This is a genomic window from Saccharopolyspora pogona (genome assembly GCF_014697215.1).
Lineage (GTDB): Bacteria > Actinomycetota > Actinomycetes > Mycobacteriales > Pseudonocardiaceae > Saccharopolyspora > Saccharopolyspora hattusasensis.
Map to the genome: position 1 here is coordinate 4,113,060 of NZ_CP031142.1, position 13,720 is coordinate 4,126,779.

Below are 13,720 nucleotides of genomic sequence, written 5' to 3' on the forward strand. Positions count from 1 at the left end.
TAATCGAAAATGATTTTCGTTATCATCTAGATTCGGATGGTTCCCGACGTCTGCGAGGTGCGATGAACGACGCGTTGAGCCGGCTGCTCGGGCGGTCGAACCGGCCCGACCCCGACCGTGCCGACCGCGCCGGCGAGATCGCCGGGCTGGTGCACGCCACCCTCGACCTGCCCGTTGACGCGGCCGTAACAGTGCAGGAGCTCACCTGCGCCGAGCCCGGCTGCCCGCCCATCGAGACGAAGATCGCTGTGCTCGACCGGCCCCAGCGGCGCTGGACGATCCACGCGCGGATGTCCGATGTGGACGACGAAACCGTCCGGAAGACCCTGACCACCCGACCCGAAGGGGAGAACTCCTCGCGATGAGCGGAAACGACGACCGGGTGCCGGTCACTGTGCTGACCGGATTCCTCGGTTCCGGCAAGACCACCCTGCTCAACCGGATCCTCACCGAGAACCACGGCATGCGAATCGCCGTGATCGAGAACGAGTTCGGCGAGGTCGGCATCGACGACGGCCTGGTGCTGGACGCCGAAGAAGAAGTCTTCGAGATGAACAACGGCTGCATCTGCTGCACCGTCCGCGGCGACCTCATCCGGATCCTCGGCGCGCTGCTCAAGCGCAAAGACCGCTTCGACGCCATCCTCATCGAGACCACCGGGCTCGCCGACCCCGCCCCGGTCGCGCAGACCTTCTTCGTCGACGACACCCTGCGCACCCAGCTGCGCCTGGACGCGATCGTCACCGTCGTCGACGCCAAGCACATCGTCCAGCACCTCGACGACGAGAAACCCGAAGGCACCGAGAACGAGGCGGTCGAACAGCTCGCCTTCGCCGACCGCGTGGTGCTGAACAAGACCGACCTGGTCGACGCGGACGAGATCGCGGAGGTCCGGCGACGCATCCACCGCATCAACGCCGGGGTGCGCATCCTGCCCGCCCGGCACGGCGACGTGGACCTCGACGAGGTGCTGGGGGTGCGCGCGTTCGACCTGGACAAGATCCTCACCGGCGAACCCGAGTTCCTCCAGGACTCCGACCACCAGCACGACCTGACGGTGACCAGCGTGGGCATCGAGGCCGACGGCGCGGTCAACGTCGAGAAGCTCAACGAGTGGCTGGGCGTGCTGCTCGGCGAGCGCGGCACGGATCTGTTCCGCAGCAAGGGAATCCTCAACCTCGCCGGATCGGACCAGCGCTACGTCTTCCAGGGCGTGCACATGCTCCACGACGGCGACCTCGGTGCGGCCTGGCGCGACGGCGAAGCACGCCGGAACCGGATGGTGTTCATCGGCCGCAACCTCGACCGCGCCCAGCTGGAACGCGAATTCCGGGCCTGCCTGGAGCCGGCGACGGCGGAGGCATCGAAGTGACCACCGCCCTGGACAATTCGCAGCTGCGGCCCCGCTGGCAGGACCGTCTCGGCGAACCTGTCGTCGCCCTCGCCGCACTGCCCAGCGGAAACGCGCACCCGGAGGCCGTGCTGGCCGGCGGATCCGAAGGCGCAGTACACGTAATCGACCCGGACGGCACCCCGCGCTACGAACGGGAGCTCGACGATGCTCTGCTCTCCGTCACCGCAAGCCCGGACGGCACGCGGATCGCCGCGCTGGGGGTGGCAAGCAGGCGGCTGTGGAGCGCCATCGACGGCGAGCCGCTGCGCAGCGAGGCGGCCGGATGGTCTTCCTCGGCGGCATGGGACAACAAATCCCAGTACCTTGCAGTCGCCGACGGCAGAAGGGTGCGGATCCTGGACCGCGATGGCGCGACCCGCTGGAGCTCCGCCCCGCTGTCCAGCACCGTGACCAACGTGCTGTGGCCGCGCGGCCGCCTGCGCGTGGCGGCGTCGTCCTACCAAGGTGTGACGATCTTCGAACCCGAGACCGACCGGATCACCAACACCTTGGAGGCACCGGGCGCCATCTCGGGACTGACCGCCGCACCGAACGGCCGCTGGGTCGTCGGCGGCTCCCAGGACGCCACCCTGCACGGCTGGAAGGTCGACGACGGCTCGGACTTCCAGATGTCCGGATTCCCGGCCCCCGTCTCGCACCTGGCCTTCGAGGACGGCGGCCGCTGGATGGCCTGCGAATCCGCCGAAGTCCTCACCTGCTGGGACTTCTCCGGTCGCGGACCCACCGGCCGCGCCGGCGTGGTCCTCACCGGGCACCAAGCCGCTGTGTCCGCCTTCGCCTGGGTCCCCGGCCACCGACAGACCCTCATCAGCGGTGACCAAGACGGCAACGTACTGGTGTGGCGAATCGCGGAAACCACCAAACCAGGAGACGAACTCCGCCCGACAAGCGGTGTCCGCGACAACGACGCGGTTACCGCGATCACCACCAGCCGCAGCACCATGAGCACGGCCGTCTACATGTCCACATTGGAATTGAACAAAAAGCGGGTCCCGGCCTGCCTCGATGAAATGCGTGACGTAGGAGCGCCTTAGCCCGTGGAAGTCCAGGCCGGGAGCGAGACCCAGTGCGTCGCGGTAGGCGGCGAACCGGGAGTTGATCCTCTGCAACCCGATCCGCTCCCCGCGCTCGGACGGCCACAACGCCGGCGAGCCGGTCAGGGCCGGCTTGGGCCGGAACTCGGTGACCCACTCCTCCAGGATCTCCGCCGTCCACGTCCATACGGTGGCCACGCTGCGCCGCTTGGGCGGCGAGCCCTTCTTCGCCTTGCCGTGCCGGAGTGTGCGACATCCCGTGAGTTCGGTGGTTCCTCGTTGGGAACGTGAGGGTGGGTTGCCACCAGGAGCAGGGCGTTCAGGGTGATCTCCGCGACCGTACCCCACTGTGATTGTTCTTCAGTATTTCTGAAATGATCTCGCTTGAATTGAGCAGTGTTCTGCTCCGGTGAAGGCGAGGAGGCTTGGGTTGGCCCTGGCAGCGGTGCGGGACCTGCGCGAGCGGCGGCCGGAAGCGAGCCCGGAGGAGCTCGCGGAGTTCGAAATCGACGTGCTTGCCGGGTTCGTTCTCGCCCGCGCGTCAGCCGGGCTGGCGGACGGCACGATCCGGGGCGATGTCGGGCACCTGGAGCAGATACGGGCCTGGTTCGACCGGCCGCTGTGGGAGATGGAACCGGCTGACGCCGACACCTACTTCGGCAAGGTCATCCGGACCGCGGCGAAGGGCACCCGGCTGGCCCGAGCGCAGGCGTTGACCACGTATTTCCAGTTCCTGGAGCTGCGGCACAAGGTCGAGATCCACCAGCTGACCGGCCGGGTCGTCGAGTGCCCGATCGACGAGATGAACCGGCCACGCGGGGCCAAGGACGCCGCGCTGCGCATCCCGCCGACCGAGGCCGAGATCGCCACGCTGTTCGCCGGGTGGCGCGAGGAGTTGGCGACCTGCCGGAAGTTCGCCCCGACCGCCCGCAACTACGCAGCAGCCCGGCTGATGTCCGAGGTGGGGCTGCGGGTCAACGAGGTGTGCAGCCTTGACCTGGCCGACATCAAGTGGGATCTGGGCCGCTTCGGCAAGCTCCACGTGCGCATGGGCAAGGGCAGCCGGGGCAGCGGCCCTCGTGAACGCATGGTTCCGCTGATCAACCATGCAGGCCGGTCGCTGCGCTGGTTCATCGAGGACGTCTGGGGTCACTTCGACAGCGATCACACCCGCCCCGGCGCGCCCCTGTTCCCGTCCGAACGCCGCAACGCCGACGGCACCTGCCGACGTGTCGGTGACGACGCGCTGCGCGCCGGGCTGGCCGAGGCCACTGCCGCGCATCTCCCGGACTGGGCGGACAAGCTCACTCCCCATGTGTTGCGGCATTTCTGCGCCAGCGAGCTCTATCTGTCCGGAATGGACCTGATCTCCATCCAAGAGGCGCTTGGTCATTCTTGGGTGGCCACGACGATGAAATACGTCCACGTCCACCGCACTCGCATCGAGGACGCCTGGATCGCTGGCCAGCAGCGCGCGGCCAGGCGTTTGGAAGGACTGCTGTCATGAGGTGGAACCTGCGCCTGGCCGCCGCCAACCGCGGCATCTGGAAGGCCAGCGAACTCCAACGCCAGCTCGCCGAGCACGGCCTGGCGATCTCGGCTGGGAAGATGTCCGGGCTGTGGTCCGGGAAACCGGCCAGCATCAAGCTCGACGATCTCGACGTCATCTGCGCCGTGCTCGGCTGCGAGGTCGGCGAGCTGCTGATCCCCGAACCCGACCAGGTCCGCAAGCCGCAGGGCGAGGAGACACCGCAGGCTGCGACCGGAAGCGGTGGCCCTGTCGTGACGCCGAAGCGCCGTGACGGCCGCAGCCTGCCGCCGATTTGACGATGGGAAAAGCGCACAAGAGATCGGTGCGAACTTGCGAGAGCTGCTTGGCTTGGGGGCAGATGTTCGCGCGGGGACTTTGCGCGGCTTGTTACATGTTCGCCCGCAACCACACGCCCGGTGTCTGCGCCGGATGCGGCCGTCATCAGCCGATCCGCAAGGACTACTGCCGGTTGTGCTGGAACCAGGCCCGCACGAATGCCCGGGAATCCGGTGAACCATCGTGGTCGGCCAAGGCGGTTCACCACATCGCCGGTGTTCGGCACCATCAGCTGTTCGTCGCGGACATGCGCTCGACGCGAGGAGCGTCGACTACGCCGCCCGCACGTCGCAAGGGCCGCGGTCGTTCACGAAAACCTGATCCCGAACCAGTGACCCGACCAGTGATGGCCTCCGTTCAGTTGAAACTGGTCGATGACCTTCCCCGGGAGTACTCCCGCTTCAACGAACACGAGCACCGCCCGCTGAACCCGTGGTTGAACTGGGGTCACTACGTGGCCTTTCGCCTTGGTGAGGCACGTGGATGGGGCCGTGGGGTCCGCTTCGGTGTTCAACGGGCGCTGGTGATCCTGCTGTCCGGTCACATCGAAGGCGACGTGGTTCGCTACTCCGAGATGTTTCCGGCGCTGCGGGCGCTCGGCGTCAGCAGTGAACGCACCGCCGACGTGCTCGGCGAGATGGGCATCCTCCTCGACGACCGACGACCGTCCTTCGAGGACTGGCTGGAACGCAAACTCGACGGCATCGCACCAGGAATCGCCCGCGAAACCGAGCGATGGCTACGAGCACTACGCGATGGCGGACCCCGCGCCCGGCCGAGGAACGTCGAGACGGTCTGGAACTACCTCAACTACGCCCGCCCGCTGCTGCTGGCCTGGTCGGATCGCTACGACCACCTGCGCGAGGTCACCCGTGACGACGTGCTCAACGCCCTCGACACCCTTCACGGCTCCCAGCGGCAGAACTCGCTGATCGCCCTGCGATCCCTGTTCCGTATGGCCAAGAAGACCGGCGGCATCTTCCGGAATCCCACTGCCCGGATCCGGGTCGGCGAACGCCACTCCACGCTGGTCCAGCCGCTTCAGCCCGACCAGATCGAGAAGACCGTCATCGCCGCCGTCCGGCCGGCGGACCGGCTGATCATCGCCCTGGCCATCGTCCACGCCGCCCGATCCGGCGGGATTCGGCGCTTGCACCTCGACGACATCGATCTCGGCAACAGGCATTTGACCATCGCTGGCCGAAGCCGACCGCTCGACGAGCTCACCCACCGCGAACTGCTGAACTGGCTGGACTATCGGCGTTCACGCTGGCCGAACACCGCCAACGCGCACCTGCTCGTCAACCAGCAGACCGCACTGGAAACCGGGCCTGTCAGCGCTGTCTGGCTGAAAGCGGCGTTCCGAGGCCGCGAAGCCACCCTCGAACGCCTGCGCGTCGATCGGCAGCTTGAGGAAGCTCTCACCCACGGCGCCGACCCGCTGCACCTCGCGGTCGTGTTCGGACTCGACGAGAAGACCGCCCTGCGCTACGCCACCGCAGCGCGGGCGCTGCTGGAAAGTCCGCTCGAACACGATACTGTCGGTTCACCTCGAACCCACGGGTCGAGCCCTGCTCCTGGTGGCAACCCACCCTCGGGTTCCCAACGAGGAACCTTCACTCGCGCTGAACCCACGGGACTCTAGGGGCGTGAGGAACATCCATGTCGGATCGTGCGCTAAGCCCTTGAAGTCCCTGGTCGCCGACCAACGAGACGCTGGCTTCGGCCGGTTCGTGAAGTCTTCCCACAGATAACGCTCTATTATCTGCGGCACCGTTGATCAAGTCCTGCGGGAACGCGCCCGCAACGGTGCGCGAAGCGGCCCTGTTATCTGTGGCAAGGAGAGAACGCGGTGTCCACCGTCGTCGCGCTACCGACGAACCCTTCGGCGTTGACCGTCGGCCGGGCGGCCGAGCTGTTCCTCGATTCGCTAGCGAACCCGAACACGATCCGCAGCTACGCCACGGCGGTCGGCAAGACCGCCGAGAAGCTCGGCGAGCACCGGCCGCTGGCGACGGTGGCCGACGACGACGTCGGCGAGGCCCTGGAATCGCTGTGGGGCCGTGCGTCCGTGAGCACCTGGAACGCCCGCCGCGCCGCAGTGGGTTCGTGGTTGGCCTGGTGCCGGGACCGCGGTGACGCCCCGGCCGTGCCGGGATGGTGCAAGCGCCTCGCGACCCCGGATTCGGAGACCCCGGTCCGCTCCCGGCTGGCGATCGACCGGCTGGTGGCCCGCCGCGAGGTCGCACTTCGGGAGAAGACGCTCTACCGGATGCTCTACGAAACCGCCGGTCGTGCCGAAGAGATCCTCGGACTCAACATCGAGGACCTCGACCTCACCGGGCGCCGCGCGGCGGTGAAGGCCAAGGGAGCACGGGCGAAAACCCGCCGCCGCGGGCAGGCCCGCGAGGACGTCGTGCTGGAGACCGTCTACTGGGACGCCGGGGCCGCCCGCCTGCTGCCCCGGCTGCTCAAGGGCCGCACCCGCGGCCCGGTGTTTCTCACCCATCGCCGTCCCGGCCCCGGCAAGATCCTTGGCCCCCGCGACACCTGCCCGGACACCGAACTCGCCCGGCTGTCCTACGGCCAGGCTCGTGCTCTGCTGGATGCCCACACCGCGATGCGCGGACCCGGTACCGGGTGGGATCTGCACGAGTTCCGCCACTCGGCGTTGACCCACCTCGGCGAGCAGGGCGCGTCGTTGCTGTTGTTGATGGCGAAGTCGAGGCATAAGAAGCCGGAGAACGTCCGCCGCTACTTCAAGCCCTCCGACCAGGCGATCGCCGAGGTCACCAGCCTGCTCGCGCCCGGCGATGCTCGCCGGTGAGGTCGTGGATTGATCGGACATCTCGACGCGGCGCGTGGTGCGCGGTCCAAGCCACGATGCGCCTGCCCCGGCGGAGTCCCGCGCTGGCGCTTCCCGGCCCGCGGCGCCACCTGATGCCGCCCCAGAGCCGGGCGCTGAGTGAGTCCACCGGTGCGCCCCGGGTGTTGACGGCACGCGGGGCGTGTAGGGTGATCGGTGGTCGTTGTATTTCTGGGTTCGTGTTTTGTGCATGCTCGCAGGATGTTGATGCGGGCGAGCTTCTTTCTTTGGTTTGTAGCTGGAGTGAGCCGCCGTCTGAGATCCCCCGGCCCGGGCCTCCGCGCGGTGTGGGTGCCCGTCATACCCCAGCTCCCGAAGGAGACTGACATGACTAACGGAACCGTGAAGTGGTTCAACTCGGAAAAGGGCTTCGGCTTCATCGCCCCGAACGAGGGCGGCCCGGACGTGTTCGTGCACTACTCGGCCATTGACGCCGGCGGCTTCCGCAGCCTGGACGAGGACCAGCAGGTGGCCTACGAGGTCAGCCAGGGCCCCAAGGGCCCGCAGGCCGACCTCGTGCGCGTGGTCTGAGGCTCCGCTGAGTTTCTTCCCGGCCCGCACCTCGTGTGCGGGCCGGGGACCGCGGTTTCACCCGGCATAGCTCCCGCACCCCGCCACTCGCGGTGCGGTTGAGACGGGCCGAACCGATCTAGTCCAGCAGCACGCACGCCACCGTGACGACGCTGCCCACCACTGGGCGCGCAACGAAGCGGCTGGCCGCAGCCTGCTGCAACACCCGTTCAGCTCCATTCCGGTTGAGCCGAGCGCGTTTCCACGTGCCGGGTTCCCGGAACCTTGTTTCTACCTGCGGCCTGCAGCGGCAACTCTCTGCGTTGCGCCAGGCCGCAGGATCCTTCGACGTGTATTGGATCCCGATGCGGGCTAACTACAGCCTGATCACGACCCTGCCCACAGTGTTCACAGTGGATGGTGACCTCGCCGGCGACGGTGTCACCCTGCTGGCCGAGCGGCTCTGGCCGCACGTGCTGACCGGACCACCGGAAACGCTCCTGGACCTGGACCTGGCCACCACCATCGATGCCGCCGGGCTCGACCTCCTCGTCGCCGCACACGCCTACGCGGCCCACCGGCACATTCCCCTCCACATCATCAACGCAGCGCCCCGCGTGCACCGCGTGCTGCATGCGGCCGGGGTCAGCGCACTCCCGGCCCGCAGCCCTCGCGCCGAGTTCGCGACCACCACGGCCACGACACCTGCGCCTCGGCAGCACACCGCGGCGGTGATGGCTTGATGCGACACTCCCGCCACGTCGCGCGGACGTTGTCCGATGATGCCTGGCAGATCACCGATGCCGAAGGCCAGCACACCGCGCGCATCGCCGGCACCGAACACGATGCGATCGCCCGCGCCCACCACCAGCTCGCCGCCTACGGCGGAGGACGCGTGTTCCTCACCGACGCCGACTGACCACCCCACCACTGGCCACACCCGTGGGCTTCATGCGTGCGGCCGCGGGCATCAGACCTCCGAAAGGACCTTCCTGTGAACCTCTCCACCTCCCTCCGCCCCGGCAACGGGCCTCGGAGCGGCCACGACCCGCGCCCACCCCGCGGAGACAAATCCCGCGACCGGAGGCCGGTGGCGCCTGTGGCGTTCCTCGAGCCGGGCCTGCCCCGCACCACCACAGCCCTCCAGCGTCGGCGCGCAGATCAGGACGAGTGGACTCTGCGCCCGCTGCGCACCCCGTTTACCGCCGACGAGCCCGGAGATCGGTGATCGACCGCATCAGCCGTGCGCGGCACGAACATTCGTATCCTGGTGGCATGAGCGAAGTTTTGATGACGCGTCGCGCCTATGCTTCGGTCAAACCCCGGATGCGAGGGTGGATTCACCTGGCCAGCGTGATCGGGTTCGCCGCCTCCGGCACGGTGCTGATCACCCTGGCCGCCGCGACCGGCCCGCCGGCGACAGCCGTGGCCGTGGCGCTCTACATGGCCGAAGTGCTCGGCCTGTTCGGTGTCAGCGCCGTCTATCACCTCATCACGTGGCGCCCCGAGCGCGCCCGCACGTGGATGCGGCGGCTGGATCACTCGATGATCTTCCTGCTGATCGCAGGCACCTACACCCCAATCAGTCTCCTGGCCCTGCCCCAGGACACCGCGCGCATCGTGCTGGGCGTGGTCTGGGCCGGAGCGCTCGGCGGCATGCTGCTCAAACTCGCCTGGCCCCACGCGCCCCGTTGGGTCGGTGTCCCGCTCTACATCGCCCTCGGCTGGGTCGCGGTGTTCGTCCTCGGCGACCTACTGCGCACCGCCGGTGTCGCGGGACTGGTGCTGCTACTGGCCGGTGGCATCCTCTACACCCTCGGAGCCATCAGCTACGCCACCCGGTGGCCCGACCCGTGGCCGAGCACGTTCGGCTACCACGAGGTCTTCCACACCGCCGTCACCGCAGCGGCGATCTGCCACCACATCACCGTCTGGCTCCTCCTGCCCATCACACCCGCCACCCCTTGACGGGCCGAGCAGACCCCCGGCCCTCCCACCTGGGAGCGCCGGGGGTCCGTCACGTGGCGAGGTTGTTCAGAAAGACCATGCCGCTGTGGGCTGCCGCGGCGAGTCGGCCCAGCAGGCTGCGGGTCAGATCAGCGGCCTCAACAGGCGCGGTCACCACGAAGTAGACCACCAACGCCACAGACAGCCATGCACTGGCCAGTCGGGCACGCACGGGCACTTCTCCTCATCTCTGCAGCATCGCGACAGCGTTGCCCGCCCCAGGACCACCTGTGCGGCATCGTGACCAGGGCACACGCCGACGTCGACGCGCGAGCTAACTCTGTGCGCCAGGCTCCGGCGGGCCGGTGTGCTCAGCGAGCTGGTCTTCGAGAGTGATGATCCGGCACGCCGCCACCACCGGAGTGCCTTGATCGATGAGTTCGCGGGCGCGTTCAGCCCGCCGCAACTGACGGCGCGAGTAGCGCCGGTGCCCCCCCCCCCCCCCCCCGGCCGAACGCGCCGGATCGATGAGGCCAGCCTCTTCCAGCGACCGCAGGAACGGCTGGGTCACCTCAAGCATCTCCGCAGCCCGCCCCATCGTGTAGGCGGGGTAATCCTCGTCGTCGAACTTCGCGCCGGCGCCGTGCCGATCCTCGCTCAATACCGCTCCCTCACCCCTCAACAAGGCCCCCGGCGCACCAGTGGTGCACCGGGGGCCGCAGGGGGTAATTACTCACTACTCAGGCCGCTCTTCCATCCACGAACACCGGGACTGGGGCGGCGGGAAAAACAGTGACTTTGCTCGTTCGGCCCGGCGGCGTGGGCGCTCCACCTTGTTGTCGGCCTTGGCCAGCTGCCGCTTTTCCCCGTCGGTCAGCTGGGCCTGGCCGTTCGCGTCGTGGCCGCGGATGTTCAGCACGTCGATTTCGTGCGCCATCAGAGGGTGGGTGAACCGGATGGTCAGCGGCACGCTGGCGACCGGCTGGGTGGTGGTGGGAGTGGACATCATCAGGTGTTTTCTCCTTGTCTTACTGGGTGGTGATCAGAATCTCGACGCAGCGCTGGGCGGCATCGGCGGCTAGCGCGTCGGTGGAGTCGCGCAGCGGCCGATCGAATCCCTCGCCGGTGACTTCGGTGATGCTCGCCGGTGGCGCTCCGGCGGCCACCAGTGCGCGGGCTACGGCCCGGGCACGCTCCGCGGACAACGTCCGGGCACCGTCGCGGTCCCCGTACCTGGCGGTATGACCGATCAGCTTCGCGGAGGCCCCGCGCTTGAGCTGCTCGGCGACGGGCCTCAGCCGGTCAGCGGCGCCGGCCAGCGGCGTCGCCGTGTCGCTTTCGAAGAACAACTCGCTGGGCACGGCGTAGGAGACCGTTCCCGCCCGTGGCGGGATCACGGTGGCAAACGTCGGCATCGGCACTACCGGCACCGGTGTTGCCGAGCGGGAGGGTCCGCCCCGAGTGGGCTGAGTGTCGACCGAGCAGGTCCTCGCGCCGCTTGCTCGGCAGATCTCGATCCACACTTCTCGATCTTGGCGCGGATCGGGGGCTCGACCGCTGGCTGAACACCGCTGAACTCATCGCCCCGACGACCTAGCCCAATCGAAGCCTCAGTCCTCGCGATGTGGCGGAAGCGCCACACGGCTGAGCGCCCGCGCCACCGTTATCGTTGGGTTAAGCGTCGAGAAGACCGAACAAACGGATGAGCCACCATGCCACGGCGCGTACGAGATCCCCAGGCCTTCGCGCCCGCCGACCTGCCCGGTTTCATCGGACGGCGAACTGAGCTGAGCGAGGTCCGGAAAGGGCTGTCGGCGTTCCGGTTGGTGACACTCACCGGCGTTGGCGGCGTCGGCAAAACCCGGCTTGCGATACGGGCCGCATGGGAGATGCGGCGGTCGTTTCCCGACGGCGTATACGTGGTGGAACTCGCAGGTCTCGAAGACGGTGGCCTGGTGTCTCAGGCGGTCGTGACCTCCCTGGAGCTCCAGGATCAGTACACCCGCTGGACTCCGGACACACTGGCTGGAAAGCTGGCGGACCGGCGACTTCTGCTCGTTCTGGACAACTGCGAGCACCTGCTGGACACGTGCAGCCGTCTCGTGGCGACCCTGCTGCGACGGTGCCCGGACCTGAGAGTTCTGGCCACAAGCCGACAAGCACTGGGCATTACCGGAGAGCTCATTCAACCAGTCTCGACCCTCCGCTTCCCGTCCGACGACGCACCACGGCCCGCTGAGGCATTGCGCGCATTCGAGGCGATCAAACTCTTCGAGGACCGAGCGGCTGCTGCGGTGCCACACTTCGAAATCGACGAGCACAACGGCCAAGCAGTAACAGGCCTGTGCAGACGACTGGACGGAATCCCCTTGGCAATCGAACTCGCTGTCGCGCGCCTCCGAATCCTCTCACCCGCGCAACTCCTGCAGCGCCTGAACGACCGGTTCAACATGCTCACGTCCGGCAACCGCGCCGCGCTCCCCCGACACCAGACACTTCGCGCATCGATCGACTGGAGCTTCCAGCTCTGCACCCAACAGGAACGAGCCCTCTGGAGCCGAGCGTCGGTGTTCGCCGAAAGCTTCGACATCGACGCGGCCGAGAACGTCTGCTCCGACGCCGCTCTGCCGGGACGGGACATGCTCACAGCGGTAGCCGGCCTGCTGGACAAGTCCGTCATCAGCCGTGACGAACGTGACGGCGTAGTCCGGTACCGATTGCTGGAAACCATCCGCCAGTACGGCCGTGAGGCGTTGCGCAAAGAAGGTCGTGAAGGTGAATTTCAGAAGCGGCACCGGGACTGGTACCTGAAGCTGGCCCAAGACACGCACGACCGCTGGTTCGGGCCCAGCCAAGTCGAGTGTGCGAAACGAATGCGATTGGAGCACCCCAATATTCGCGCCGCACTCGAATTCGACCTTGCCGAACCTGGAGAATCCCACGAGGGCCTGCGCATCGCTGAGGCATACCGGGACGTGTGGAGGGTCAACGGACTCACCAGCGAGGGACGCCGCTGGTTCGACCGCCTTCTGGCGCGAGACGTCGAACCGAGCGAAACCAGAGCCTGGGCGCTCCTCAGCGCCAGCCACCTCGCACTCCTGCAAAACGACCTCACCACGGCGAACCGCATGCTCGCAGAGCACCGACAACTGGCCGCCGACCTCGGCGACGTCGCCTCCGCATCGCACAGGAAAGTCCCCGAAGCCTTCGTTGCCATGCTCAAACGCGACTTCTCGCATGCGATCGCGCTGCTCGAAGAGTTCGTCGCCCAGCACCGCAACTCTGGCGAGTTGTACTGGCTTCCCGCTGCGTTGGTGTGTCTCAGCATCAGCTACTCGTTGCGCCACGACCGAGAACAAGCCATGAACCAGTGGCAAGAACTCCTTGATTTCTGCGAGCACCACGGGGAGCGCTGGCGCCGGGCATACGCGCTGTGGGGCCTCGGATTCGAAACGTGGCGCCATGGTGACGGGCACAATGCGGAAGCACTTCAGCTGAAATGCCTCGCCACACAACGCGATTTCCACGACCAGAACTGCACTGCGATATGCCTCGAGACCATGAGTTGGATCGCTGCGAGCATGGGTCGCAGCGAGCAAGCCGTCCAGTTGGCCGGAACCGCCTATGCCCTGCGCAGTGAATACGGAGGCATGCTGTTCTCCTACTTCGACGAGTACCACGACCGCTGCCAAGAACAAACTCGGCAGGCTCTAGGCGAGACCGCCTACGCCAATGCCTTCGAGGCAGGCACACGCATGCCGATCGACCAGGTCATAAGACGGATCCTCGGCAAAGCCCCCGCCCACAAGGAACCTGCCCAGGACGAGCCAACCGAACAGCTCACCAAACGCGAGCGCGAAGTCGCATCCCTAGTGGCACAGGGAATGAGCAACAAACAAATCGCCCAAACACTCGTCATTTCCCAACGCACCGCCGAAGCCCACGTCGAACACATCCTCACCAAGCTCAGCTTCACCTCGCGCAGCCAAATCGCCGCCATGGTCGCCGGGGCACGAACAGGTCACAAAGCCTCCGATTCATCCCTGTGACAAGTCCCCTCGGACACGGGTTTGGCGCTGTTT

Annotated in this window: 17 protein-coding genes and 1 pseudogene; 13 read left to right on the forward strand and 5 right to left on the reverse strand. The window is 67.3% G+C overall.

Going from position 1 to position 13,720, the window contains the following annotated elements:
- Positions 1-62 precede the first annotated feature (62 nt).
- The 3 genes from DL519_RS18610 (at position 63) to DL519_RS50155 (ending at position 2,448) form a co-directional block, all read left to right on the forward strand.
- Entirely contained in the window at positions 63-365 is a 303-nt protein-coding gene (locus tag DL519_RS18610) for a hypothetical protein (protein WP_190816628.1), read from the forward strand.
- Entirely contained in the window at positions 362-1,372 is a 1,011-nt protein-coding gene (locus tag DL519_RS18615) for a CobW family GTP-binding protein (RefSeq protein WP_190816630.1), read from the forward strand. The genes DL519_RS18610 and DL519_RS18615 overlap by 4 nt, the downstream gene beginning before the upstream one ends.
- A gap of 707 nt (positions 1,373-2,079) precedes the next feature.
- On the forward strand, positions 2,080-2,448 hold the full coding sequence (locus DL519_RS50155; protein WP_397545062.1) for a hypothetical protein: 369 nt from the start codon (positions 2,080-2,082) through the stop codon (positions 2,446-2,448).
- On the opposite strand, the pseudogene DL519_RS49440 reads toward DL519_RS50155, so the two are convergent.
- Positions 2,425-2,796 (reverse strand): annotated as a pseudogene (locus DL519_RS49440) (hypothetical protein); the annotation flags it as partial. The gene DL519_RS50155 and the pseudogene DL519_RS49440 overlap by 24 nt on opposite strands.
- Positions 2,797-2,878: 82 nt before the next feature.
- Here DL519_RS49440 and DL519_RS18630 point away from each other — a divergent pair.
- The 9 genes from DL519_RS18630 to trhA all read left to right on the forward strand — a co-directional run bounded on the left by DL519_RS18630 (position 2,879) and on the right by trhA (position 9,659).
- On the forward strand, positions 2,879-3,955 hold the full coding sequence (locus tag DL519_RS18630; RefSeq protein ID WP_190816632.1) for a tyrosine-type recombinase/integrase: 1,077 nt from the start codon (positions 2,879-2,881) through the stop codon (positions 3,953-3,955).
- Positions 3,952-4,275 (forward strand): helix-turn-helix domain-containing protein, encoded by a 324-nt coding sequence (locus DL519_RS18635; protein WP_190816634.1) that lies wholly within the window; start codon positions 3,952-3,954, stop codon positions 4,273-4,275. The genes DL519_RS18630 and DL519_RS18635 overlap by 4 nt, the downstream gene beginning before the upstream one ends.
- Before the next feature lie 383 nt (positions 4,276-4,658).
- Positions 4,659-5,960 carry a tyrosine-type recombinase/integrase gene (locus DL519_RS18640; protein WP_190816636.1) on the forward strand — a complete coding sequence of 434 codons (1,302 nt, stop codon included), beginning with the start codon at positions 4,659-4,661 and terminating at the stop codon, positions 5,958-5,960.
- A gap of 207 nt (positions 5,961-6,167) precedes the next feature.
- Positions 6,168-7,142 carry a tyrosine-type recombinase/integrase gene (locus DL519_RS18645; RefSeq protein WP_190816638.1) on the forward strand — a complete coding sequence of 325 codons (975 nt, stop codon included), beginning with the start codon at positions 6,168-6,170 and terminating at the stop codon, positions 7,140-7,142.
- 366 nt (positions 7,143-7,508) lie between these two features.
- On the forward strand, positions 7,509-7,712 hold the full coding sequence (locus DL519_RS18650; protein ID WP_190816640.1) for a cold-shock protein: 204 nt from the start codon (positions 7,509-7,511) through the stop codon (positions 7,710-7,712).
- A 329-nt stretch (positions 7,713-8,041) separates the two neighbouring features.
- Positions 8,042-8,434 (forward strand): STAS domain-containing protein, encoded by a 393-nt coding sequence (locus tag DL519_RS18655; RefSeq protein ID WP_190816642.1) that lies wholly within the window; start codon positions 8,042-8,044, stop codon positions 8,432-8,434.
- Positions 8,434-8,610, forward strand: a complete 177-nt coding sequence (locus DL519_RS18660) for a hypothetical protein (protein ID WP_190816644.1) — start codon at positions 8,434-8,436, stop codon at positions 8,608-8,610. The genes DL519_RS18655 and DL519_RS18660 overlap by 1 nt, the downstream gene beginning before the upstream one ends.
- Before the next feature lie 180 nt (positions 8,611-8,790).
- A complete protein-coding gene (locus DL519_RS48790; RefSeq protein ID WP_263399666.1) occupies positions 8,791-8,919 on the forward strand; it encodes a hypothetical protein in 129 nt (42 codons plus the stop codon).
- 47 nt (positions 8,920-8,966) lie between these two features.
- On the forward strand, positions 8,967-9,659 hold the full coding sequence (gene trhA / locus DL519_RS18665) for a PAQR family membrane homeostasis protein TrhA (protein ID WP_190816646.1): 693 nt from the start codon (positions 8,967-8,969) through the stop codon (positions 9,657-9,659).
- Positions 9,660-9,708: 49 nt separating this feature from the next.
- Here the strand turns inward: trhA and DL519_RS18670 are convergent, their stop codons facing one another.
- The 4 genes from DL519_RS18670 to DL519_RS18685 form a co-directional block, all read right to left on the reverse strand.
- Positions 9,709-9,870 (reverse strand): hypothetical protein, encoded by a 162-nt coding sequence (locus tag DL519_RS18670; RefSeq protein WP_190816648.1) that lies wholly within the window; start codon positions 9,868-9,870, stop codon positions 9,709-9,711.
- 102 nt (positions 9,871-9,972) lie between these two features.
- Entirely contained in the window at positions 9,973-10,299 is a 327-nt protein-coding gene (locus DL519_RS18675) for a MerR family transcriptional regulator (protein WP_223839234.1), read from the reverse strand.
- Positions 10,300-10,374: 75 nt separating this feature from the next.
- Positions 10,375-10,647, reverse strand: a complete 273-nt coding sequence (locus tag DL519_RS18680; protein WP_190816650.1) for a hypothetical protein — start codon at positions 10,645-10,647, stop codon at positions 10,375-10,377.
- Between the two features lie 19 nt (positions 10,648-10,666).
- Entirely contained in the window at positions 10,667-11,053 is a 387-nt protein-coding gene (locus tag DL519_RS18685; protein ID WP_190816652.1) for an OmpA family protein, read from the reverse strand.
- Between the two features lie 555 nt (positions 11,054-11,608).
- Between DL519_RS18685 and DL519_RS18690 the strand changes: the two genes are divergently transcribed.
- Positions 11,609-13,687 (forward strand): ATP-binding protein, encoded by a 2,079-nt coding sequence (locus DL519_RS18690; RefSeq protein ID WP_223839236.1) that lies wholly within the window; start codon positions 11,609-11,611, stop codon positions 13,685-13,687.
- Positions 13,688-13,720: the final 33 nt, after the last annotated feature.

Bases quoted from the DNA above. Each gene is read 5' to 3' on its own strand.
- DL519_RS18610 (WP_190816628.1), top strand. From the start codon at position 63: ATGAACGACGCGTTGAGCCGGCTGCTCGGGCGGTCGAACCGGCCCGAC.
- DL519_RS18615 (WP_190816630.1), top strand. From the start codon at position 362: ATGAGCGGAAACGACGACCGGGTGCCGGTCACTGTGCTGACCGGATTC.
- DL519_RS50155 (WP_397545062.1), top strand. From the start codon at position 2,080: ATGGCCTGCGAATCCGCCGAAGTCCTCACCTGCTGGGACTTCTCCGGT.
- DL519_RS18635 (WP_190816634.1), top strand. From the start codon at position 3,952: ATGAGGTGGAACCTGCGCCTGGCCGCCGCCAACCGCGGCATCTGGAAG.
- DL519_RS18650 (WP_190816640.1), top strand. From the start codon at position 7,509: ATGACTAACGGAACCGTGAAGTGGTTCAACTCGGAAAAGGGCTTCGGC.
- DL519_RS18660 (WP_190816644.1), top strand. From the start codon at position 8,434: ATGCGACACTCCCGCCACGTCGCGCGGACGTTGTCCGATGATGCCTGG.
- trhA (WP_190816646.1), top strand. From the start codon at position 8,967: ATGAGCGAAGTTTTGATGACGCGTCGCGCCTATGCTTCGGTCAAACCC.
- DL519_RS18680 (WP_190816650.1), bottom strand. From the start codon at position 10,647: ATGATGTCCACTCCCACCACCACCCAGCCGGTCGCCAGCGTGCCGCTG.
- DL519_RS18685 (WP_190816652.1), bottom strand. From the start codon at position 11,053: ATGCCGACGTTTGCCACCGTGATCCCGCCACGGGCGGGAACGGTCTCC.